The 22495-nt window shown below is 67.8% G+C and carries 15 protein-coding genes and 1 riboswitch; of the genes, 9 read left to right on the top strand and 6 right to left on the bottom strand.

Features of this window, described 5'->3' with window-relative positions; all coding sequences use genetic code 11:
* Position 1 precedes the first annotated feature (1 nt).
* Together EYS42_RS11835 and EYS42_RS11830 are read right to left on the bottom strand one after the other, a co-directional pair.
* Positions 2-799 carry an enoyl-CoA hydratase-related protein gene (locus EYS42_RS11835; RefSeq protein WP_130968367.1) on the bottom strand — a complete coding sequence of 266 codons (798 nt, stop codon included), beginning with the start codon at positions 797-799 and terminating at the stop codon, positions 2-4.
* Between the two features lie 60 nt (positions 800-859).
* Positions 860-2473 carry a carboxyl transferase domain-containing protein gene (locus EYS42_RS11830; protein WP_130968366.1) on the bottom strand — a complete coding sequence of 538 codons (1614 nt, stop codon included), beginning with the start codon at positions 2471-2473 and terminating at the stop codon, positions 860-862.
* A 177-nt stretch (positions 2474-2650) separates the two neighbouring features.
* Between EYS42_RS11830 and EYS42_RS11825 the strand changes: the two genes are divergently transcribed.
* Complete coding sequence (locus tag EYS42_RS11825) at positions 2651-6376, top strand: indolepyruvate ferredoxin oxidoreductase family protein (protein WP_130968365.1); 3726 nt, start codon at positions 2651-2653, stop codon at positions 6374-6376.
* 9 nt (positions 6377-6385) lie between these two features.
* Here EYS42_RS11825 and cphA read toward each other — a convergent pair whose 3' ends face one another.
* Positions 6386-8956 carry a cyanophycin synthetase gene (gene cphA / locus EYS42_RS11820; RefSeq protein WP_130968364.1) on the bottom strand — a complete coding sequence of 857 codons (2571 nt, stop codon included), beginning with the start codon at positions 8954-8956 and terminating at the stop codon, positions 6386-6388.
* 29 nt (positions 8957-8985) lie between these two features.
* Complete coding sequence (locus EYS42_RS11815) at positions 8986-11187, bottom strand: cyanophycin synthetase (RefSeq protein ID WP_130968363.1); 2202 nt, start codon at positions 11185-11187, stop codon at positions 8986-8988.
* A 103-nt stretch (positions 11188-11290) separates the two neighbouring features.
* Between EYS42_RS11815 and EYS42_RS11810 the strand changes: the two genes are divergently transcribed.
* The 4 genes from EYS42_RS11810 (at position 11291) to EYS42_RS11795 (ending at position 16467) form a co-directional block, all read left to right on the top strand.
* Positions 11291-13549, top strand: coding sequence for a cyanophycin metabolism-associated ABC transporter (locus EYS42_RS11810; protein WP_130968362.1), 2259 nt, complete (start codon positions 11291-11293; stop codon positions 13547-13549).
* 42 nt (positions 13550-13591) lie between these two features.
* Positions 13592-14062: a cyanophycin metabolism-associated DUF1854 family protein gene (locus tag EYS42_RS11805; protein WP_130968361.1), complete on the top strand. Its 471-nt coding sequence runs from the start codon at positions 13592-13594 to the stop codon at positions 14060-14062.
* Between the two features lie 11 nt (positions 14063-14073).
* Positions 14074-14409: a 2Fe-2S iron-sulfur cluster-binding protein gene (locus tag EYS42_RS11800; RefSeq protein WP_130968360.1), complete on the top strand. Its 336-nt coding sequence runs from the start codon at positions 14074-14076 to the stop codon at positions 14407-14409.
* Positions 14410-14514: 105 nt separating this feature from the next.
* Positions 14515-14602, top strand: a riboswitch (cyclic di-GMP riboswitch).
* A 44-nt stretch (positions 14603-14646) separates the two neighbouring features.
* On the top strand, positions 14647-16467 hold the full coding sequence (locus EYS42_RS11795; protein ID WP_130968359.1) for a S8 family peptidase: 1821 nt from the start codon (positions 14647-14649) through the stop codon (positions 16465-16467).
* Positions 16468-16500: 33 nt separating this feature from the next.
* On the opposite strand, the gene EYS42_RS11790 is transcribed toward EYS42_RS11795, so the two are convergent.
* Positions 16501-18219 (bottom strand): long-chain fatty acid--CoA ligase, encoded by a 1719-nt coding sequence (locus tag EYS42_RS11790; protein WP_130968358.1) that lies wholly within the window; start codon positions 18217-18219, stop codon positions 16501-16503.
* 226 nt (positions 18220-18445) lie between these two features.
* Between EYS42_RS11790 and EYS42_RS11785 the strand changes: the two genes are divergently transcribed.
* The 4 genes from EYS42_RS11785 to EYS42_RS11770 all read left to right on the top strand — a co-directional run bounded on the left by EYS42_RS11785 (position 18446) and on the right by EYS42_RS11770 (position 21241).
* Positions 18446-18706 carry a DUF1653 domain-containing protein gene (locus EYS42_RS11785; protein WP_130968357.1) on the top strand — a complete coding sequence of 87 codons (261 nt, stop codon included), beginning with the start codon at positions 18446-18448 and terminating at the stop codon, positions 18704-18706.
* An 83-nt stretch (positions 18707-18789) separates the two neighbouring features.
* A complete protein-coding gene (locus EYS42_RS11780) occupies positions 18790-19470 on the top strand; it encodes an enoyl-CoA hydratase/isomerase family protein (RefSeq protein WP_130968356.1) in 681 nt (226 codons plus the stop codon).
* Between the two features lie 97 nt (positions 19471-19567).
* A complete protein-coding gene (locus EYS42_RS11775) occupies positions 19568-20215 on the top strand; it encodes a DUF47 domain-containing protein (protein WP_130968355.1) in 648 nt (215 codons plus the stop codon).
* Between the two features lie 15 nt (positions 20216-20230).
* On the top strand, positions 20231-21241 hold the full coding sequence (locus tag EYS42_RS11770; protein ID WP_130968354.1) for an inorganic phosphate transporter: 1011 nt from the start codon (positions 20231-20233) through the stop codon (positions 21239-21241).
* Here EYS42_RS11770 and EYS42_RS11765 read toward each other — a convergent pair.
* Complete coding sequence (locus EYS42_RS11765; RefSeq protein ID WP_130968353.1) at positions 21222-22493, bottom strand: lipopolysaccharide biosynthesis protein; 1272 nt, start codon at positions 22491-22493, stop codon at positions 21222-21224. The two genes, EYS42_RS11770 and EYS42_RS11765, sit on opposite strands and share 20 nt — an antisense overlap.
* Positions 22494-22495 lie beyond the last annotated feature (2 nt).

Genomic DNA, 22495 nt, shown 5'->3' with positions numbered 1-22495 from the left:
CTCAGGCCTCCGGCGCAGCCCAGGGCATGGGCTGGCGATTCAAAAAGGCGGCCAGGCCGGCTTGCGCTTCGGGGCTGCTGCGCACCTGCGCGATCCAGTGGGCCGTGCGCTGGCGCAAGGCCGCATCCAGCGGGGCCTGCGCCACCTCGCGCATCAGGGCCTTGCACTGGCGCAGGGCCTGCGGTCCGCAGGCGCGGTACTGCGCGCACAAGGCCTGCACGCGCTCGGGCAGTTCCAGCGCCGGCAGCACCTCGTGCACCAGCCCGGTCTGCAGGGCCGTGGCCGCCTCGAAGCGCTGGCCCGACAAGGCCCAGCGCGTGGCTTCACGCGGGCCCATGGCCTGCACCAGGTAAGGGCTGATGGTGGCGGGCACCAGGCCCAGGCGCACTTCGCTCAGTGCAAAGTGGGCCTGGTGCGAGGCCAGGGCCACATCGCAAGCGGCCACCAGGCCCACGCCACCGCCCATGCAATCGCCCTGCACCTGCGCCACCACCGGCACCGGGCACTGGTGCACGGTATGCAGCAGGGCGGCCAGGGCTTCGGCGTCGGCCACGTTCTGAGCGGGTGTCTGCAAGGCCATGGCCTTCATCCAGCGCAGGTCGGCGCCCGCGCAGAAGGTGCTGCCGCGGGCCGCCAGCACCACCACGCGCGTGTCGGCGGGCTCAGCCGCCTGCGCAAAGGCCTGGGTCAGCTGCGCGATCACCTCGGCATCGAAGGCGTTGTGGCGCTCGGGCCGGTCCAGCGTGATGGTGCAGCGCCAGCCTTCATGGTGCAAGGTCACAGGGGAAGCATCGGGCATGGTCGTCTCCTGCGGGGTGGGGCTCACGTGGAAGGTTCACATCCGGCTTCAAAGGCTGGGTCACATGCGGAACACGCCAAAGCGCGTGGGCGGCTGGCCTGTGGGCATCAGGGGGCGGGCCATGGCCAGGCCCAGGCCCAGCACACGCCGCGTGTCGGCCGGGCAGATCAGGCCGTCGTCCCACAGGCGTGCGGTGGCGTGGTACGGGTGGCCTTGCTGTTCGTACTGCGCGCGGATGGGCGCCTTGAACGCGGCTTCGTCGTCGGCCGACCAGGCCTGGCCCTGCGCCTGCAGGCTGTCGCGTTTCACGGTGGCCAGTACCGAAGCGGCCTGCTCGCCACCCATCACGCTGATGCGGGCCGTGGGCCACATCCACAGCATGCGCGGGTTGAAGGCTCGGCCACACATGCCGTAGTTGCCCGCGCCAAAGCTGCCGCCCAGCACCACGGTGAACTTGGGCACTTGCGCGCACGACACGGCCATCACCAGCTTGGCCCCGGCGCGTGCAATGCCGGCGTTCTCGGCCTGCCGGCCCACCATGAAGCCGGTGATGTTCTGCAGGAACACCAGCGGCGTGCCGCGTTGGCAGCACAGCTCGATGAAGTGCGCGCCCTTGTCGGCGCTTTCGGCGAACAGGATGCCCTGGTTGGCCACGATGCCCACCTCCATGCCTTCGATGCGCGCAAAGCCCGTGAGCAAGGTGCTGCCGTAGCGGGCCTTGAATTCATCGAAGACCGAGTCATCGACCAGGCGAGCGACAACCTCGTGCATGTCGAGCGGCTGGCGCGGGTCGATGGGCGCCAGGCCATCGAGTTCATCGGCGCTGTAGCGTGGGGCCACCGGCGCATGCGGCACCGGCTGGCGCGGCGTGCGGTTCAGGCGTGCCACGGCCTGACGGGCCAGGGCCAGGGCGTGCAGGTCGTTCTCGGCCAGGTGGTCGGCCACGCCCGACAGGCGCGTGTGCACGTCGCCGCCGCCCAGGTCTTCGGCGCTCACGTCTTCACCGGTGGCGGCTTTGACCAGCGGCGGGCCGCCCAGGAAGATGGTGCCTTGCTCGCGCACGATGATGGTCTCGTCGCACATGGCCGGCACATAGGCGCCACCGGCCGTGCACGAGCCCAGCACCACGGCGATCTGCGGGATGCCCGCCGCGCTCATCTGGGCCTGGTTGTAGAAGATGCGGCCGAAGTGGTCACGGTCAGGGAACACCTCGTCCTGCAGGGGCAGGAAGGCGCCGCCCGAATCGACCAGGTACACGCATGGTAGCTGGTTCTGCAGCGCGATCTCTTGTGCGCGCAGGTGCTTCTTCACCGTGAGCGGGAAGTAGGTGCCGCCTTTCACGGTGGCGTCGTTGCACACCACCATGCACTCGGTGCCGTGGATGCGGCCAATGCCCGCGATCACACCCGCACCCGGGGCCTGGTTGTCGTACAGGTTCAGTGCGGCCAGCGGCGCCACTTCCAGAAAGGGCGAGCCTTCATCGAGCAAGGCGTCGATGCGGTCGCGCGGCAGCAGCTTGCCGCGCGCCACATGCTTCTGACGCGCTGCCGCACCACCGCCTTCGGCCACCCGGGCCAATTGCTGGTGCAGGTCGGCATTGAGGGCACGCACCGCCTGGGCATGGGCCAGGAAGCTCTCGCTGCGTGGGTTCAGACGCGATTCAATGACCGGCATGGGCTGAGACCTCTTGAAGCCAGTATGGGACCGAGCGGCGAATTCATGGTGCGACAAATTGCCGCGCCAGCACCCCGGTATTGACCCTTAAGGGCGTGCACAAGGCGCGCATGCTGCCTACACTGAAAGCGCGGTGGTCAAGCCCGCGAGGTGGTTCCCACCGCAAAGGAGGTCGTGATGAACGCTCCCTTGCCCGATTCGGTGCGCCGTGCGCTGGCGTCGCTCACGCTGGACGACAAGTACGCCCTCGACCATGGCCGCGCCTTCATGAGCGGCGTACAGGCCCTGGTGCGATTGCCCATGCTGCAGCGCACACGCGATGTGGCTGCGGGCCTCAACACTGCCGGCTTCGTCAGCGGCTACCGGGGCTCGCCCCTGGGCGCTTATGACCAGTCGCTGTGGAAGGCGCGTGCGCACCTGCAGCAGCACCAGGTGGTGTTCCAGCCCGGGGTGAACGAAGAGCTCGCGGCCACGGCCGTGTGGGGCTCGCAGCAACTCGATCTGTACCCCGAGCAGCGCCGCTTCGATGGCGTGTTCAGCCTCTGGTACGGAAAGGGCCCGGGGGTGGACCGCAGCGTGGACGTGTTCAAGCACGCCAACATGGCCGGCACGGCGCGGCATGGCGGCGTGATCGCGGTGGCCGGTGACGACCACGTGGCCAAGAGTTCGTCGCTGGCCCACCAGAGCGACCACGTGTTCAAGGCCTGCGGCATCCCGGTGTTCTTCCCGGCCAATGTGCAGGAGATCCTGGACCTGGGCCTGCACGCCTGGGCCCTGAGCCGTTTCTCGGGCCTGTGGGCCGGGCTCAAGACCATCCAGGAGGTGGTCGAATCCTCAACCAGCGTGTGGGTCGACCCCGACCGCGTGCACATCGTGCTGCCCGAGTTCGACATGCCCGAAGGCGGCCTGCACATCCGCTGGCCTGACACGGCCCTGGCGCAAGAGGCCCGGCTGATGGACCACAAGTGGTATGCCGCCCTGGCCTATGTGCGCGCCAACCGGCTGAACCACACCGTGATCGACAGCCCCGAGGCCCGCCTGGGCCTGATCGCCAGTGGCAAGGCCTACAACGACACGCGCCAGGCCCTGGTCGACCTGGGCATTGACGATGACCTGGCCGCGCGTCTGGGCCTGCGTGTGCACAAGGTGGGTGTGGTGTGGCCGCTGGAGGCCAGCATCACGCGCGAGTTCGCCACCGGTCTGCAAGAGATCCTGGTGATCGAAGAAAAGCGCCAGATGATCGAGTACCAGCTCAAGGAGGAGCTGTACAACTGGCGCGAAGACGTGCGCCCGCAGGTGCTGGGCAAGTTCGGGCCCGACCATGCCGACCGCTCGGGTGGCGAGTGGAGCCGCCCCAACCCCAGTGGCCACTGGCTGCTGCGCGCCAAGGCCGACCTGAACCCTGCGCTCATCGCCAAGGCCATTGCGCAACGCCTGGAGGCCACCGGCCTGCTGGCCCGCGTGGATGCGGATGTGCGCCGCCATGTGGCCGAGCGCCTGGCCGTGATCGAGGCCAAGGAGCGCGAGGCCGAGGCCTTGCTGGCCACCACCGGCAGCGCCGAGCGGCCGCCCTGGTTCTGCAGTGGCTGCCCGCACAACACCTCCACCCGTGTGCCCGAGGGCTCGCGTGCCATGGCCGGCATCGGTTGCCACTACATGGTCAACTGGATGGACCGCCGCACCAGCACCTTCACGGCCATGGGCGGTGAGGGCGTGGGCTGGGTGGGCCAGGCCCCGTTCACGAACGAGGCCCATGTGTTCGCCAACCTGGGCGATGGCACCTACTTCCACTCGGGCCTGCTGGCCGTGCGGCAATCGATCGCAGCCCGTGTGGACATCACCTACAAGATTCTCTACAACGACGCGGTGGCCATGACCGGCGGCCAGCCGCTCGACGGCAACCTGTCGGTGCCCGCCATCACGCGCGAGCTGCAGGCCGAAGGCGTGGTGCGCACCGTGGTGGTGACCGACGACCCAAGCAAGTACGACGAGGTCGATGACCTGGCCCCGGGCGTGACCGTGCACCACCGCGATGAGCTCGATGCCTTGCAGCGCGAGCTGCGTGCCACACCGGGTTGTACCGTCCTGGTCTACGACCAGACCTGCGCCACCGAATTGCGCCGCCGCCGCAAGCGTGGCAAGGCGCCAATGGCCCGCTCGCACGTGGTGATCCATGAAACCGTGTGCGAAGGCTGCGGCGACTGCTCGGTGCAATCGAACTGCCTGAGCGTGGAGCCGGTGGACACGCCCCTGGGCCGCAAGCGCCGCATCAACCCCAGCAGCTGCAACCAGGACCTCTCGTGCCTGAAAGGCTTTTGCCCCAGCCTGTTGACGGTGGAGGGCGCCGATGGCCAGGCCCCGCGCCTGAAGGCGCCGCAGGCCCAGGCGGGCGCAACGTCCACCACAACGTCCACTGCAACCCCCGCCGCAGAAGCCGCTCCCGCCAGGTCGTTCGCGCCCGCCCGCGGGCACGCGCTGTCTGACCTGCCTGAACCTGAGGTGCCCGCTGCACCCCGCCCCTGGGGCATCGTGGTGGCCGGCGTGGGCGGCACGGGTGTGATCACCATCGGGCAGCTGCTGGGCGTGGCCGCGCACATCGACGGCAAGGGCGTGATCACGCAAGACGCAGCGGGGCTGGCCCAAAAGGGCGGTGCCACCTGGAGCCACATCCAGATCGCCGACGACCCGGCCTGCCTGCACACCACGCGCGTGCCCACGGCCGAGGCCGACCTGGTCATGGCCTGCGACGCCATCGTGGCAGCCCAGCCCACCACCCTGAGCGTGATGGCGGCCGGCCGCACGCACGTGGCCTTGAACACGCACGGCGCCCCCACGGCCGCCGTGGTGCACCAGCCGAGCTGGCGCTACCCCGAGCAGGCCTGCGACACGGTGCTCCAGACGGCCGTGGGCGACGACGGCAGCGGCCAGCGCCTGGTCCGCTTCGATGCCCAGGCGCTGGCCGAAGGCCTGCTGGGCGATGCGCTGTTCACCAACCCGCTGATGCTGGGCTATTGTTGGCAGAAGGGCTGGATTCCACTGAGCCGCGAAGCCTTGTGTCGCGCCATGGAGCTGAACGCCTCGCAAGTGGCGCAGAACCTGTCGGCCTTCGACTGGGGGCGGCGTGCCGCCCTTGACCTGCCGGGCGTGATGCGCCAGGCGCTGCCGGCCAGGCCCGTGACCTGGGTGCCCCGTGCCCACGGAGCAGAGCCGGGCCACCCCGCGGAACCGCTGCAGGCCTTGATGGCCCGCCACATGGCCTTCCTGACGCAGTACCAGAACGCGGCCTGGGCCCGACGTTATGAGGCCAGCTTGCAGCCGCTGCTGGCCTTGTCGGCCCACGAAGCCTTGTGCCGCACCGCGGCGCAGCAGCTGTTCCGCCTGATGGCCTACAAGGACGAGTACGAAGTGGCGCGCCTGCTGAGCGACCGCACGTTCCACGCGCAGGTGGCTGCGCAATACGAGGGGTCGGTGCAGCTGCGCTTTCACCTGGCTCCGCCCGTGCTGGGCGAGCGCAAGCGGGCCTTCGGGCCGGGGTGGCGCTGGGCCCTGAGCCTGCTGGCCTGTGGCAAGGTGTTGCGGGGCACGGTGCTGGACCCGTTGGGCCACACCGAGGAGCGCCGCACCGAGCGGGCCCTGATCACGCGCTACGAAGCCACGCTGCAGGCCGTGGTCGGGCGCCTGTCACCCACTGCGGCAGGCGCAGGTGGCGCAGGTGGGGCAGATGGGGCAGACGCAGCAACCGCCGCGACGCTGAAACAGGCGCAGGCGCTGTTGCAGATGCCCGACGGCATCAAGGGCTTCGGGCCGGTGAAGGCCCGGGCCCTGGCGCAGGTGCTGCCCCGTTGGGACGAGGCCCTGCGCCAGTGGCAGCAGGCGTCACCGGTGCCACAGCACCCGTCCTGAGCCTGAAACTCAGGCCGTGCCCGCCACGCGGGCGCGCAGGTGGGCCAGGGCTTCTTCCACCTGGTCGACCAGCACCAGGCACAGATCGCCCGGTTGCAGGCGTTCCAGGGCCAGGTCGATGGCCTTGAACTCACCCGTGATCTCGTCGACCTGGCGGGTGCGGCTGGCGCCCTGCAGGCCTTCGCGCAGCAGGGCCAGCACTTCGCCGTCGGCCCGGCCACGCTGGCAGGCGTCCTGGTACAGCACCACGTCGTCGAAGGCCGCCCCCAGGATCTGGGTCTGCTCGCGGATGTCTTCGTCGCGGCGGTCACCGGCGCCCGAGATCACCACCGAGCGGCGCTTGGCGGGCAGGGCGTCCACGGCCTGCACCAGGGCGCGCATGGCGTCCGGGTTGTGGCCGTAGTCGGCGATCACGGTGGCGCCGCGGAACTCCATCACATTGAAGCGGCCGGGCGCGTTGTCGGCGTCGTTGGCGAAGCTGCGCAGGCCGTGGCGAATGGCGTCCCAATCGAGGCCGCAGCCCCAGGCCGCGCCGATGGCGGCCATGGCGTTGTCCACCTGGAAGCCGATGCGGCCGCCACGGGTCAGCGGGATGTCGCGCAGGGCGATGGTCTCGCGCCAGGCGCCTTCGCTGACCACGATGTGGTCGCCATCGACGCTGATGGTGCGCTTGCCTTGTGCACGGTGGGCCGTGAGCACGGGGTCGTGGTGGTCTTGCGCGAAGAAGATGACCTGGCCCGGACACTTGGGCGCCATGGCGGCCACCAACGGGTCGGCGGCGTTCAGCACGGCGTAGCCGGTCTCGGCCACGTTCATGACGATCACGCGCTTGAGCACGGCCAGGTCTTCCACCGTGGTGATGTAGTTCAGGCCCAGGTGGTCACCGGCGCCCAGGTTGGTCACCACGGCCACCTGGCAGCGGTCGAAGCCCAGGCCTTCGCGCAGGATGCCTCCGCGGGCGGTCTCGAACACGGCGGCATCGACATCGGGGTGCATCAGCACATTGCGTGCGCTGCGCGGGCCCGAGCAGTCACCGCTGTCGATCTGGCGACCGTTGACGTACACGCCATCGGTGTTGGTCATGCCCACGCGCAGACCGGTGGCTGCAAACAGGTGGGCCGCCAGGCGCGCGGTGGTGGTCTTGCCGTTGGTGCCGGTCACGGCCACCACCGGGATGCGGCCGTCGTCACCGGCCTTGTACAGGTGCTGGATCATGGCTTCGCCCACCTGACGGCCCTTGCCGTACGAAGGCGACAGGTGCATGCGCAGGCCAGGGGCGGCGTTCACCTCCACGATGCCGCCACTTTGGGCTTCCAGTGGCTTGTGCACGCTTTCGGCCAGCACGTCCACACCGCAGATGTCCAGGCCGATGGTGCGGGCTGCCGCCACGGCACGGGCCGCCACGTCGGGGTGCACGTCGTCGGTCACGTCGGTGGCGGTGCCACCGGTCGACAGGTTGGCGTTGTTGCGCAGGATCACGCGCTGCCCCTTGTCGGGCACCGACTCGGGCGTCAGGCCCTGCACCTTCAGGCGGGCCACGGCGATGTCGTCGAAGCGGATCTTGGTCAGCGAGGTGGCGTGGCCATCACCACGGCGCGGGTCGGCATTCACGCGTTCGACCAGTTCGCGCACGGTGTGCGCACCGTCGCCGATCACGTGGGGCGGGTCACGGCGAGCCGCTGCCACCATCTTGTCGCCCACCACCAGCAGGCGGTAGTCGCTGCCGGGCAGGTACTTCTCGACCATGACCTGGCCGATGTCTTCAGCCACCCGGTAGGCGATTTCGAGGTGTTCGCGCGAGACGATGTTGACCGTCACGCCCTTGCCCTGGTTGCCATCTTGCGGCTTGACCACCACGGGCAGCCCAATTTCTTGCGCCACGGCCCAGGCGTCGTCCACGTCGGTGACCGGCCGGCCGATGGGCACGGGCACGCCGGCCGAGGCCAGCAGGCGCTTGGTCAGGTCTTTGTCTTGGGCGATCGATTCGGCCACGGCCGAGGTGGAATCGACCTCGGCGGCCCAGATGCGGCGCTGCTTGCTGCCCCAGCCGAACTGCACCAGCGAGCCTTCGGTCAGGCGGCGGTAGGGAATGCCACGCGCCACGGCCGCATCCACGATGCTGCCGGTGCTGGGGCCCAGGCGGATGTCTTCGTCGAGGTCGCGCAATTCGGCGATGGCCGTGTCGATGTCGAAACTGCCAGCCTGCTGCGCCATGCCCACCAGGTCCTCGGCGAGGGCGAACGCCTTGCGGCCCACGGCCTCCTGGCTGTACTCGACCACCACCTGGTAGGTGCCTTCTTCCACGGTCTGCGTGGTGCGGCTGAAGGTGACCGGACAGCCGGCCTGGGCCTGCAAGGCCAGGGCGGTGGTTTCCAGCACGTGGGCCATCGAGATGGCGTCCGGCCGGCCGGCCGGGCGCAGCGGCCCCAGGGCCGGGAACAGCTCGCGCAGGCGGGCTTCGAAGCCGGGCAACTGGGCCACGTCGCGTTCGTTGTCGTTGCAGCTGACGACGGCTTCGATGGAAGTGTGACGGCTCCAGAGGTTGGGGCCGCGCAGGGCTCGGATGCGTGAAACGTCCATGCGTGTCTTTCTCGGTCGTGCGCTTTCGTTCAGGCGGGCAGCGTGGTGGCAAAGGTTTCCAGGCCGGCATTGACCAGCTCGGGCGCCACACCCAGCGACCAGGCGGCGCCGACGGCGGCCATCAGGGCGCGTCGGGCATCGTCAGCGTTCAGGCCATGGCGCTCCTGCAGAGTGGCCAGCACGCGCTGTGCGGCAGCGCCCTGCAAAGGCACGCGGCCTGCGGGCTGCTGGCCCTGGAAGATCTGAATGTGTTCGGGCAGGCCGATCAGGGCCCGGCCGTCCCTGGCACGGTGGGCCTGCACCGCCGGGTGCTCGGGGTTCGTGGTGTACAGCAGCACGCTGCCATCGCACAGCTCGGCCATGTCGGCCAGCAGGGCGTCATCGGCATTGAGCACGCCGGTGCCCTGGTCCAGCACCACGTCGATCTGGGTGCGAAGCACCTTGAACAGCTGCGCGTGCTCGTGCACGTCGTGGTGGACCAGGCCGTCGATGCTGGCTGCATCGGTCACCACGCCCACCTGGCAGCGGTCGTAGGCCAGGCCGTGCCCCAGGATGCTGGCCGGGCCGTTTTCGATCACCACGGCGTTCACGTCGCGGTTCATCAGCAGGCGCTGGCCTGCATCGAACGTGGCGCTGGGGCGTGTTTCCACGCGGCGGTTGGCCAGAAACAGACCGTCGCCGCAGGCCAGGCCCACGTGCTTGCCGCTCAGGTGCAGGAACCAGGCGGTCAGGCGGGCGATGGTGGCGCCGCCTTGCGTGCCGCCAATGCCGATCAGGGGGATGCGGCCGGTTTCGTCGGCGCTGAACAGGTGGTCGGCAATGGCCTGGCCCACCGGGCGGGGCAGGCCTTCTGCGGGCTTGAGGTGCATCAGCAGGCCGGGTCCCGCGTTCACTTCCACGATGGCGCCACGTTGCGGGGCCAGCGGCTTGGAGATGTCGCTCACCACCAGGTCGATGCCGGCGATGTCCAGGCCCACCACGCGCGCGGCCAGCGAGGCGGCAAAGGCCACGTCGGGGTGCACGTCGTCGGTGCAGTCGATGGCCACGTTGCCGTTGCGCTGCACCAGCACGCGCTGCCCGGCGGCAGGCACCGATTCGGGGTTCAGGCCTTGCCGTTCCAGCAGCAGGCACATGGCCGGCTCGCGCTCCAGGATGATGGTTTCCAGCGGGAATTCTTCGGCCTCGCCGCGGCGCGGGTCGGAATTGAGCTGGTCGTCGATCAGGCGGCGCACGCTGTCGCGGCCATTGCCCGTGATCCACAGGCTTTCACCGCGGGCGGCGGCCACCACCTGACCGCCCACCACCAGCAGGCGGTGCTCGTCGCCGGGCACATAACGCTCCACGATCACGTCGCTGCCCTCGGCCTCGGCCACCTTGAAGGCCGCTTCGATGTCGGCGCGCTCGGTCAGCTCCAGCGACACGCCACGGCCATGGTTGCCGTCCAGCGGCTTGAGCACCACGGGCAGGCCGATGTCTTGTGCGGCTTCCCAGGCGGCCTCGGGGCTGTCGACTACTTCGCCTTCGGGCACCGGCACGCCGCACGATTTGAGCAGCGACTTGGTCAGGTCCTTGTTGCTGGCGATGTTTTCGGCAATGGCGCTGGTCTTGTCGGTCTCGGCCGTCCAGATGCGCCGCTGCGCCGCGCCGTAGCCCAGCTGCACCAGGTTGCCGTCGTTCAGGCGGATGTGCGGGATGCCGCGGTCGGTGGCGGCCCCCACGATGGCGGCGGTGGATGGTCCCAGGTAGCAGTCGTCGATCTGTTCGCGCACCAGTTCGACGGCCGCTTTCACGTCAAAGGGTTCGTCGTTGATGGCTGCCATCAGCAGGGCGTGGCCTTGCTGCAGTGCACAACGGGCCACCTGTTCGTCGCGGGCCCGGAACACCATGCGGTACACGCCGCGCTGGCTGGTGCTGCGGGTCTGACCAAAGCCGGTGGGCATGCCGGCCAGGTTCAGCAACTCGATCACCACGTGTTCCAGCACGTGGCCCATCCAGGTGCCTTCTTCCAGGCGCTGCAGGAAGCCGCCACGCTCACCCACACCGCAGTGGTGCTCGACCAGGGCCGGCAGCCAGCCGGTCAGGCGCTCGGTCAGGCCGGGCAGCAGGTTGCTGGGGAAATCTTCCAGTTCACCGAGGTCGAGCCAGACTTCCAGCGCGGGGCGGTAGGTCCAGATGTTCGGACCTCGCAGGTGGGTGATGCGAAGCAGTTGGATGTCGTTCTTCTTGCTCATGGGCTGCAAGTCTGGGTTGCGGGGTGGCCGGCTTGCGCGAGAATGCCAACCTTGCGGAGGTTCTTGAGGCGTTGTCCGAGTGCCTCGTCCAACCATCACCACCATGCACCAACACGCTCACGCGGATGCCTCTGGCGTTCATGTTGGCCCCGAACGGGCGGCCCTGCAAGCGCCTCTTGCAGTGAATGAAAACGTCCTGGCCAATGCCGAGGTTGACCTGAATGCGAAACTTCGCTTCACAAAAGCCCCGATTATCCTCACAGATCAGCGCCTGTTGACCCTGGAAGAGGGTGGGCAGTGGCGTGCCTGGCCCCTGAACCCGGGTCTGCGCCTTCAGCACCACGACCATGCCGGGGTGGGCACCCTGGCCCTGCACGACGCGGCCAGTCGCTTGCACGTCTGGCGTTTCACCCTGGGCAGCCAGGTGCCCGTTTTGCGTCTGGTGGAACAGTTCGAGCGCCGACTGCACGACATGGCCCACGGCCCCCAGGTGTCGGACGAGGACCTGACCCAGTGCCCGAGCTGCAAGGCTCAGTTGCCGCCCGATGCCGACGATTGCCCGGTTTGCAGCCGCGAGCTGGAAACCCCACCGTCGACCTGGGTGTTGCTGCGCCTGTGGCGCTTCGCCAAACCTTACCAAGGGCAGCTGCTGGCCGGCTTTCTGCTGACCTTGGCCTCCACTGCGGCCACCCTGGTGGCGCCTTACCTCACCATTCCCCTGATGGACAAGGTGCTGATCCCGTTCCAGAACGGGCAGGCCATCGACCCGCACCTGGTGGCCTGGCTGCTCAGCGGGCTGCTGGGCTCGGCCGTGGTGGCCTGGGCCTTGAGCTGGGCGCGCACCTACCTGCTGGCCCTGGTGTCCGAGCGCATCAGTGCCGACCTGCGCACCGCCACCTTCGACCACCTGCTGGGCCTGTCGCTCGATTATTTCGGCTCCAAGCGCACAGGTGACCTGATGGCCCGCATCGGTTCGGAAACCGACCGCCTCAGCGTGTTCCTGTCGCTGCATGCGCTCGATTTCGCCACCGACGTGCTCATGATCACCATGACCGCCGGCATCCTGCTGTCGATCAACCCCTGGCTGGCGCTGGTCACCCTGATCCCGCTGCCTTTCATCGCCTGGCTGATCCACCTGGTGCGTGACCGATTGCGCACCGGCTTTGAAAAGATCGACCGCGTGTGGGGCGAGGTCACCAACGTGCTGGCCGACACCATCCCGGGCATCCGCGTGGTCAAGGCCTTTGCCCAGGAGGCCCGAGAAGCCCAGCGCTTCAAGGATGCCAACCAGCACAACCTCGAGATCAACGACCGCCTGAACAAGACCTGGTCGCTGTTTTCGCCCACCGTGGCCCTGATGACAGAGATCGGCTTGCTGGTGGTCTGGGCCTTCGGCATCTGGCTGATCTCGCACCACGACATCACCGTGGGTGTGCTGACCGCCTTCCTGGCCTACATCGGGCGCTTTTACGGGCGCCTCGATTCCATGAGCCGCATCGTGTCGGTCACGCAGAAGGCTGCGGCCGGCGCCAAGCGCATCTTCGACATCCTCGACCACGTCAGCAGCGTGCCCGAGCCGGCCCACCCGGTGCCGCTCAAGACGGTGCAGGGCGGCCTGCAGATGGAGTCGGTGGGCTTCCGTTATGGCAGCCGTTCGGTCATCCGCAGCCTGAACCTGGAGATCAAGCCGGGCGAGATGATCGGCCTGGTGGGCCACAGCGGCTCGGGCAAGAGCACGCTGGTCAACCTGATCTGCCGCTTCTACGACGTGACCGATGGCGCCATCAAGCTCGACGGCGTCGACATCCGCCGCATCGGCGTGTCGGATTTCCGCCGCCACATCGGCCTGGTGCTGCAGGAACCCTTCCTGTTCTTTGGCACCATCGCCGAGAACATCGCCTACGGCAAGCCCGACGCCACCCGCGAAGAGATCGTGGCCGCGGCCCGTGCAGCCCACGCGCACGAGTTCATCCTGCGCCTGCCGCAGGGCTATGACTCGCTGGTGGGTGAACGTGGCCAGGGCCTGTCGGGCGGCGAGCGCCAGCGCATCAGCATTGCCCGCGCGCTGCTGATCAACCCGCGCATCCTGATCCTGGACGAGGCCACTTCGGCGGTCGACACCGAGACCGAAAAGGAAATCCAGCGCGCGCTCGACAACCTGGTGCAAGGCCGCACCACCATCGCCATTGCGCACCGCCTGTCCACGCTGCGCAAGGCCGATCGCCTGGTGGTGATGGACCGCGGCCAGGTGGTGGAGGTGGGCCCGCACGACGAACTGATGGCCCGCCAGGGCGCCTACTGGCGCCTGTACGAAGCCCAGGCCCGCAAGGCCGAGCAGGACGCGGCCCTGGATGCCGAATGAGCCTGGTGACCCTTGAATGGCCTTCGCCGGAACCCTGAACCCATGACCTTCCAGAACCTCAGCCTGCAGCGCGATGCCCACGGCCTGCTGGTCTACACCGATGCCCAGGGGCAGCGCCACGAGGGCGTCGTGCCTGTGCGGGCCTTTCCTTTGAGTGCGCCCGACGAGGGTGTGTCGCTGGTGGGCAGCGACGGCCACGAGCTGCTGTGGATCGATCGCCTGTCGCAGGTGCCGGCCGCCATGGCCGAGCTGATCCGTGAAGAGCTGGCCAGCCGTGATTTCGTGCCGGTGATCCGTGCGCTGCTCGATGTGTCCACGTTCGCCACGCCCAGCACCTGGACGGTCGAAACCGACCGAGGGCCCACCAGTTTCATTCTGAAGTCGGAAGACGACATCCGCCGCCTGCCGGGCTCGGCCCTGCTGATCAACAGCAGCCATGGCGTGGTGTGGTCCATCCCGGATCGCATGGGCATGGACAAGCATTCCCGCAAGTTGCTGGAGCGCTTCCTCTGACGCTGGCAGGCATGTCCCCGGTCGACGCTTCCCCCACCGCCGAGTTCGAGGTGCGCATCGAGCCCCAGGGCTGGGTGTTCCATGCCAGCGGGCACGTCAGCCTGCTCAAGGCGGCCCAGGCCGTGGGCGTGTGGCTGCCGCGCTCGTGCCAGAACGGCACTTGCCGCACCTGCCTGTGCGTGAAGGTGTCTGGCCAGGTGCGGCACACCATCGAGTGGCCCAGCCTGTCGCTGGATGAAAAGGCCCAAGGCTGCATCCTGCCCTGTGTGGCCGTGGCCGAAAGCCATGTGGTGCTGAGGGTGCCGGGGGCCGAGCTGTTTTTCCCGGATGAAACCCTGCCTGGCTGAACACGCTGTGCAGCCCTGACATGCGTGCGCTATTGCGCACTGCGGGCGCCTTTGCGGGGCGCCGATCGCTTGTCCACCTAGGCCCGCTACCGGGTCCTCGCTAGCATTCACGCATCGCAAACCGGGTGAAAGCCCGGGACGCAAAGCCACCGGCCTAACGCAGCTTCGCTGCCATGGCAGCGGGGCTGCCGGTCGGGCGCCGTCACGTCCCGCCGGGCTGTCTGTTGTTGAGGCCCTATGCACGTCGCCCTCTTGTTCGTTTCGCCCCTGGCTTGCAGTGTGATCGCGCTGGCCTGTCTGAGCCACGCCCCCGCCCAGGCCCAGCCCACCTTGCTGCTCAAGGCGGCTTCAACAGAGCCGGTCACCGATCGCCTCATCGTGAAGTACCGCAACGCCTCGCTGGTGGTCACGGCCCCGAGCAGTTCGGCGCTGAGGATCGCGCAGGTGGCGGGCAACCGGCAAGGTGTGCGCCTGTCGCACCTGCGGCGCATGGCCTCGGGCTCGGATGTGATCCAGGTCAGCCGCGCGATGCCCGTCACCCAGCTCAAGGCCCTGGCGGCCGACCTGCGAAGCGGCGATGCCAATGTCGAATACGCAGAACCCGACCGCATCCTGCACCCGCAGGCCACGCCCTCTGACCCGATGTACGCGCAGCAATGGGCCTACTTCGACGCCGCTGCTGGCATGAACCTGCCCACGGCCTGGGACCGCAGCACCGGCAGGAACGTGGTGGTGGCCGTGCTGGACACGGGTGTGCGTGCCCATGCCGACCTCAAGGCCAACCTGGTCGCGGGCTATGACTTCATCGCCGACACCAAGGTGTCGAACGACGGCACGGGCCGAGACGCCGACCCGACCGACCCGGGTGATGCCGTGGCTTCGGGCTTCTGTTATTCAGGCTCGCCCGCCAGCAACAGCACCTGGCACGGCACGCACGTAGCGGGCTCGGTGGGCGCAGCCGCCAACAACGGCATCGGTGTGGCCGGTGTGGCCCATGGTGCCAAGGTGCAACCCGTGCGTGTGCTGGGGCGCTGCGGGGGCTACACCTCGGACATTGCCGATGGCATCGTGTGGGCCTCGGGTGGCACCGTCGCCGGCGTGCCGGCCAATGCCACGCCAGCCAAGGTGATCAACCTGTCGCTGGGCGGCAATGGCACCTGCGACACCACCACACAAAACGCCATCAACGCGGCCCGCAGCCGCGGGGCCGTGGTGGTGGTGGCGGCCGGCAATGAGAATGCCGACGTGGCCAACAAGACCCCGGCCAGCTGCGCTGGGGTGATCACCGTGGCAGCCGTGGGCAAGACCGGTGGCAAGGCTTCCTACTCGAACTTCGGCAGCAAGGTGGCGCTGGCCGCGCCCGGTGGCGACGGCAGCTTCGGCATCTTGTCGACCCTCAACAGCGGCACCACCACACCAGGCAGCGACAACTACGCCCAGTACATGGGCACTTCGATGGCCACACCGCATGTGAGCGGCGTGGTGGCCCTGATGCTGTCGGTCAACAGCAGCCTGTCGCCCGACACCGTGGCCAGCACCTTGAAGTCCACTTCCAGGGCCTTCCCTGCGGCCTGCAGTGGTTGCGGCTCGGGCATCGTCAATGCGCAGGCCGCAGTCAATGCAGCGGCGGGCACCACCAGCACGGCCCCCGCTCCCGCACCTGCTCCAGCACCTGCCCCGGCGCCTGCGCCCAGCACCGGCATGAAGGAAACCGAGAGCAACAACAGCTTTTCTGCGGGCAATAACATCGCCAGCATCCCCATGACGGTCAGCGGCACCATCGGCAGCACCAGCGATGTCGACTACTTCAAGCTCAGCATCCCGGCGGGCACGCGGGTGACCCTCACGCTCAAGCCCAACAGTGCGTCGAACTACGACCTGGCCGTGTACATGAGCAATGGCAAGCTGCTCGTGGCCAGCCGCAATGGCAGTGGACTGACCGAGACCATTTACGTGACCAATTCGGGCGGCACCGCCGTGCCGGTGGTGCTCGGGGTGAATCGGGTCAGCGGGCTGTCGGGCAGCACCGGTACCTACACCCTGGGCGTGGCCCGTTGATCTGAGCGGCCCGGTTCGGGCAGATCACCAGGCTCAGGTGGCTTCGGCGGCCTGAGCCTTTCGGTCTTCCTCGGCCTGCAACACCCGCCACAGCACCTTGCCGGCGCCCGATTTGGGCAGGCCGTCGGCAAACTCGACGATGCGCGGGTACTTGTAGGCGGCCATGTGGTCCTTGGCCCAGCCGATGATGTCGTCGGGCTGTGTGGTGCCACGGGCCTCGGGGCGCAACACCAGCACGGCTTTCACCGTTTCGCCGCGGTAGGCGTCCCGGCTGGCGATCACGCAGGCCTCCAGCACTGCCGGGTGCCGGTACAGCAGCATTTCCACTTCGGAAGGCCACACCTTGAAGCCGCTGGCATTGATCATGCGCTTGAGGCGGTCGGTGATGAAGAAGTAGCCTTCATCGTCCACGCGGCCCAGGTCACCCGTGCGGAAGTAGCGGCGACCCTCCCGCTCGATGAAGGCTGCGGCAGTGGCCTCGGGGTGCTTCCAGTAGCCCTGGAACACCATGGGCCCGCTGGTGATGATCTCGCCCACTTCGCCGGTGGGCACATCCTGCAGCGTGACCGGGTCGACCACGCGCGAGTCGGTGCCGAACATGGGCATGCCCAGGCATTGCAGCTTGGCGCGCTCGGGCGGGTTGGCGTGCGAAGGTGCCGAGGTTTCGGTCAGGCCGTAGCCTTCGGCAAAGCTGATGCCGAACTCGTCTTTCAGTCGCTGGGCCACGGCCTCGGGCATGGCCGCGCCGCCGCCACTCAGAAAGCGCAGGCTGCTCAGATTGAACTGCGGGTAGTTCGGGCTGCCAAAGAGGTCCATGATCATGGTGGGGATGCAGGTCCAGTGGCTGACCTGATGCTGTGCGATCAGGGCCGCGGCCAGTTCGCGGTCCCAGCGCGGCATCAGCACCACGGTCGAGCCGTACAGCACCGGGGTCAGCACGCCATACAGCATGCCGGTGATGTGGAACAGCGGCACCACGCCCAGCGTGACCGAATCGGCGCCCACATGGCCCCACAGGCCACTGCCCACGGCGTTGTGCATCAGCGATCGGTGCGAATGCATGCAGCCCTTGGGCAAGCCGGTGGTGCCCGAGGTGTAGGGCAGCAGGGCGAGGTCGTCGGACTGGCCCTCATACGGCGCCGGTGTGTGTTCGGCCTGCAGGGCCTGGGCCCAGGCGGTGGCCCCCGCGGGCAGCGGGTGTTCGGCGCGCAGCCAGGCCTGCATGGCCGACGGCATGGGGCTGTCGGGCGCGTCGGTGGGCGGCATGGCGTCGGCGTAGCGTGTCACCAGCAGGTGCTGCAGGCGCTGGTGGGCTGGCTGGGCCTCGTTGGCGCTGTGCACGACCTGCGCCAGCTCCGCCGTGCACAGGGCCACGCGGGCGTCGGCATCGCTGATGTAATGGCCGAATTCGTCGGCCTTGTTCATCGGGTTCACCGGCACCACCACGGCGCGGGCGCGCAAGATGGCGTAGCAGCTCACCACGTACTGCGGGCAGTTCTGCATGAACAGCAGCACGCGTTCGCCGGGCTCAACCCGCGCCACCTGTTGCAGCCAGCCGGCCAGGGCTTCGGCCTGCTGCAGCAGCTCGGTGTAGCTCAGGCTGGCGCCTGCAAACAGGTAAGCCGCCTTGTGCGGGTAGCGCGCGGCACTGGTGGTCAGGTTGTGCCACAGCGGGGTCTCGGGCACCGTGAGGGTGCGAGGCAAGCGGGCGGGCCAGAAGGCGTGATGTGGGGCTGTGGCGTGCGGGGCCATGCGGTCTCCGTGGGGGTGGTGGAAGGAAGACTTCAGGGGGCGCTGCAGCCGTGTGGGCCTGGGCGCTGCTCAGGTTCTACCCCGTGTTGGCGGGGTGGGCATCCGGGTTGCCCCGGGGCTTGCGGTTACCCTTGGGGCCCGGTTCTGCGCTGCGGGCCGGTTTGTCCGCGAATGCGGGCTTCGGCACACACTTTTGCAATCAGCCCACACGGGCCAACACCCCAACATGGCTTCAGACGACGACCTGCCCCCACTGCCGCATGTGCCATTGGGCCGCTACGAGCACTACAAGCAACTGCCCTACGAGGTTCTGGGCGTGGTGCGCCACAGCGAGACCCTCGAACCGCTGGTGCTCTACCGCGCGCTGTACGGCCAGCAGGGCCTGTGGGTGCGGCCTGCGGCCATGTTCTGCGAGACCGTGCACATCAATGGGCAGGACGTGCCCAGGTTCCGCCACTGCCCTGATCTGGCCAACGGCCAGGGCTGAATCGCAGTGCCTGTCGGCATGGCTTTTTGCCATACTGCGGGGTTCGCCGGCCACGGCGCTGAACCACCCTCAAGGACTGCTGCATGAGCACCATGACCCTGGAGCAACAAGGCTCCGTTTTCGTTCTCACCTTGCGCAATGGCGCCAACGGCAACACGCTGAACGACGCGGTGCTGGCCGAGTACCACGCCGTGATGGACCAGATCCAGGCACACAAAGGCGAGGCCGCCCTGGTGATCACCAGCGACGACCCCAAGTGCTTCAGCAATGGCATCGACCTGCCCTGGCTGATGCAGAGTGGTGACCTCATGGGCTTCGTTCAGCGCATGGAAGACATGCTGGTGCGCCTGAGCCTGCTGAACGTGCCCGTGATCGCGGCCATCAACGGCAATGCCTATGCGGGCGGCGCTTTGCTGGCCACGGTGTGCGACTTCCGCCTGATGCGTGCCGACAAGGGCCGCTTCTGCTATTCGGAAGTGAAGGTGAAGATGGCGTTCACGCCGGCCCTGCTTGACATCGTGCGCCTGCTGCCCAGCCAGGGGGCGGGCTTCGAGCTGGCCCTGACCGGCAACGCCTGGGGCGGCGAAGAGTGCGCCCGGCGCGAGGTGGTCAGCCAGGCGTTGCCGGGTGAAGCCGTGCTGCCTGCAGCCATCAACCTGGCACAAGACCTGGCCACCCGTGACCGCGCCACTTACGCGGCCATCAAGAAGGGCCTCAAGCCCAGCATGGCGCGCTGGGCCAAGGAGCGCAGCCTGACCGTGTGAGGTGGGCCGCGGGGTGGGGCAGCCCTTCGGGGCGCCCTCGGTAGAATGGCGACATAACACAAGTCAATGTCACGCCAGTGACACACCCCAGTCCACCATGATCTTTGGCAAGCTGCTGCCCCGTGAGGGCAATTTTTTTGAGCTGTTCAACCAGCACGCTCAACACGTGGTCGAAGCCGCGCACGCCTTTGCGGCGCTGGTCAAGAACTACAACGACCCCGCCCTGCGCGAGAAGTACAACAAGCAGGTGGACAACGCCGAGAACGCGGCCGACTCGGTCACCCGCGAGGTCAACCGGCTGCTGCACCTGACCTTCATCACCCCGCTGGACCGTGAGCAGATCCACTCGCTGATCAACACCATGGACGACGTGGCCGACCTGCTGCAGGACTCGGCCGAAACCATGGCGCTGTACGACGTGCGCCGCATGACCGAAGAGATCGAGCGCCTGACCGATCTGTGCGTGCGCAGCGTCGAGCGCCTGAAAGATGCCGTGGGCCTGCTGCACGACATTGGTGACCAGAAGGTGGCCCAGGCCGCGCTCAAGACCTGCGAAGAAATCGACCAGCTGGAAAGCGATGCCGACCGTGTCATGCGCGCGGCCATGAGCAAGCTGTTCCGTGACGAGCCCGATGTGCGCGAAGTCATCAAGCTCAAGGCCATCTACGAACTGCTGGAAACCGTCACCGACAAGTGCGAGGACGTGGCCAAGCTGATCGAGGGTGTGATCCTCGAAAACTCCTGATCCCGGGAGGCTCTGATGGAAACCATGCAGGTGGCCCTGTGGGTCATCGCCGCGCTGGTCGTGCTGGCGCTGCTGTTCGATTTCATGAACGGCTTTCACGACGCGGCCAATTCGATCGCCACGGTGGTCTCGACGGGCGTGTTGCGCCCGACGCAGGCCGTGCTGTTCGCGGCGTTCTTCAATTTCGTCGCCATTTTCGTCTTCCACCTCAGTGTGGCCGCCACCGTGGGCAAGGGCATTGCCCAACCCGGGGTGGTCGATGTGCACGTGGTGTTCGGGGCCCTCACGGGCGCCATCACCTGGAACGTGATCACCTGGTACTACGGCATCCCCAGCAGCTCGTCGCATGCCCTGATCGGCGGCATCGTGGGCGCGGTGCTGGCCAAGGCTGGCGCCAGTGCCCTGATCGGCACGGGCATCTTGCGCACCGTCACCTTCATCTTCGTGTCGCCCGCGCTGGGTTTCACACTGGGCTCGCTCATGATGGTGCTCGTGGCCTGGGTGTGCCGTCGCACGCCACCTTCCAAGGTCGATCGCTGGTTCCGTCGCTTGCAGCTGGTTTCGGCCGGGGCTTACAGCCTGGGCCATGGCGGCAATGACGCGCAGAAGACCATCGGCATCATCTGGATGCTGCTGATCTCGACCGGCTATGCCGCCAGTGCCGACAAGGCACCGCCCACCTGGGTGATCGTGTCCTGCTATGCCGCCATTGGCATTGGCACCATGTTCGGTGGTTGGCGCATCGTCAAGACCATGGGGCAGAAGATCACCAAGCTCAAGCCTGTGGGCGGCTTCTGCGCCGAGACCGGCGGCGCCATGACGCTGTTCCTGGCCACGGCCATCGGTGTGCCGGTCTCGACCACGCACACCATCACCGGTGCCATCGTGGGGGTGGGCTCGGTGCAGCGGGCCAGCGCCGTGCGCTGGGGGGTGGCCGGCAACATCGTGTGGGCGTGGGTGCTCACCATCCCGGCGTCGGCGTTTGTCGCCGGTGTCGCCTACTGGATCAGCCTGCAGCTGTTTTGATCAGGGCCCAGCTCCGGCCATACATCTGCCACAAGACGGTGGTGCCCAGTAGGCTGGCACCCAGATAGGCTTGGGCGAGACCCTCGACCGTGGGCGCGGTCGTGCTGACCCACAGCAACCCGCCCACGCCAAGTCCCATCAGGGTCACGCCGTGAAACACCGGGTTGCTGTGCGACTGGCCTCGGGCCAGCAAGGCCAGCTGTGCGGGGGCTGCCGCTGCAGTCAAGCCCACCACCGCGCACAGCCATGGCAGTGCATGTGCGGTGGGGTCGAACGATGGTCCGTAGATGCCCTGCACCATGATCGGTGAAGCCACCCAGGCCGCGAGGCACATCCCCCAGGGGGCAATCAGATAGCCTGACAAACTGTCTCGGACGGCTTGTTGCAGACCTTGCCTGCCCGCAGTGCTTTGAGCCACCATGAACCGCGGGCGATGGTGATTGGTCAGTGCTGTCAGCAGTGGCGACATCGCATTCGACACCGACATGCCAGCCGCCCACCACCCCGCCATGGTGGTGCCACCGACATGGGCTGCCAGCCATGGCAAGGCCTGCTGCGTGCCCACATGAAAGAGCCCGCCCATCAGCAGCCACCGCCCATAGGCCCAGCATGCGCGTGCCGTGTTGCCCAGGTGAGCGAAGGCTCTGCACAGTGCGACCAGATGACGGGCTCGCACAGCAGGCAGCAACGGGCCGATGCCGCTGAGTGCGAGCATCCACATCGCCCCAGTTGCGCTCAACCCCAGGGTCATGTGCAGCGACAGCAGACCTGTGAGCAAGATGAGCGCGCTGCTGCCTTCTGCAGCGAAACTCAATTGGGGCCGCCGGGTCTGGATCCAGTGCCGGCGGGCGAAATCTCGAAGGCACAGGGCGGTAACTGCGCAGGCCAAGCTGCCATCGAGGCGGCCCAGTGTCTCTGGCAGCACCAGCTGCAGCACACCGATCAGGGCGCTGATGGGCAGCAGGCCAACCAACAGAACAGCCAGGGTGCGAGCTGCCAGTGAATGGTCAGTGTCGTTCGCATGGTGGTGTTGTGTCTGGAGCCACGCACCGGGTGTGTAGACCAGGGTGTCTGCGATGGAAAGGCTCAGGAAACACACCGACCATCCCAAGGAGAACAAACCCAGGGCTTCGGGCGATCCCCAGCGGCCCAGGGCCACCAGCAACAGGAAGCCGGCCAGGCTCAGACAGGCCTGCCCCGCCACCACCCACAGCACTGGCTGCGGCCTGGCCCATCGACGGCTGGTGTTCATCG

The sequence above is a fragment of the Aquabacterium lacunae genome (assembly GCF_004310865.1).
GTDB classification, from domain to species: domain Bacteria; phylum Pseudomonadota; class Gammaproteobacteria; order Burkholderiales; family Burkholderiaceae_C; genus Aquabacterium; species Aquabacterium lacunae.
The sequence above is the reverse complement of the archived record's forward strand: the minus strand, read 5'-3'. Positions and strand labels throughout refer to the sequence as shown.

Excerpts from the sequence above, each read along its gene's own strand:
- EYS42_RS11830 (WP_130968366.1), bottom strand. The coding sequence starts at position 2,473 with ATGCCGGTCATTGAATCGCGTCTGAACCCACGCAGCGAGAGCTTCCTG.
- EYS42_RS11835 (WP_130968367.1), bottom strand. The coding sequence starts at position 799 with ATGCCCGATGCTTCCCCTGTGACCTTGCACCATGAAGGCTGGCGCTGC.
- EYS42_RS11780 (WP_130968356.1), top strand. The coding sequence starts at position 18,790 with ATGAGCACCATGACCCTGGAGCAACAAGGCTCCGTTTTCGTTCTCACC.
- EYS42_RS11785 (WP_130968357.1), top strand. The coding sequence starts at position 18,446 with ATGGCTTCAGACGACGACCTGCCCCCACTGCCGCATGTGCCATTGGGC.
- EYS42_RS11815 (WP_130968363.1), bottom strand. The coding sequence starts at position 11,187 with ATGAGCAAGAAGAACGACATCCAACTGCTTCGCATCACCCACCTGCGA.
- EYS42_RS11795 (WP_130968359.1), top strand. The coding sequence starts at position 14,647 with ATGCACGTCGCCCTCTTGTTCGTTTCGCCCCTGGCTTGCAGTGTGATC.
- EYS42_RS11790 (WP_130968358.1), bottom strand. The coding sequence starts at position 18,219 with ATGGCCCCGCACGCCACAGCCCCACATCACGCCTTCTGGCCCGCCCGC.
- EYS42_RS11775 (WP_130968355.1), top strand. The coding sequence starts at position 19,568 with ATGATCTTTGGCAAGCTGCTGCCCCGTGAGGGCAATTTTTTTGAGCTG.
- EYS42_RS11810 (WP_130968362.1), top strand. The coding sequence starts at position 11,291 with ATGCACCAACACGCTCACGCGGATGCCTCTGGCGTTCATGTTGGCCCC.
- EYS42_RS11770 (WP_130968354.1), top strand. The coding sequence starts at position 20,231 with ATGGAAACCATGCAGGTGGCCCTGTGGGTCATCGCCGCGCTGGTCGTG.
- EYS42_RS11805 (WP_130968361.1), top strand. The coding sequence starts at position 13,592 with ATGACCTTCCAGAACCTCAGCCTGCAGCGCGATGCCCACGGCCTGCTG.
- EYS42_RS11765 (WP_130968353.1), bottom strand. The coding sequence starts at position 22,493 with ATGAACACCAGCCGTCGATGGGCCAGGCCGCAGCCAGTGCTGTGGGTG.
- EYS42_RS11800 (WP_130968360.1), top strand. The coding sequence starts at position 14,074 with ATGTCCCCGGTCGACGCTTCCCCCACCGCCGAGTTCGAGGTGCGCATC.
- EYS42_RS11825 (WP_130968365.1), top strand. The coding sequence starts at position 2,651 with ATGAACGCTCCCTTGCCCGATTCGGTGCGCCGTGCGCTGGCGTCGCTC.
- cphA (WP_130968364.1), bottom strand. The coding sequence starts at position 8,956 with ATGGACGTTTCACGCATCCGAGCCCTGCGCGGCCCCAACCTCTGGAGC.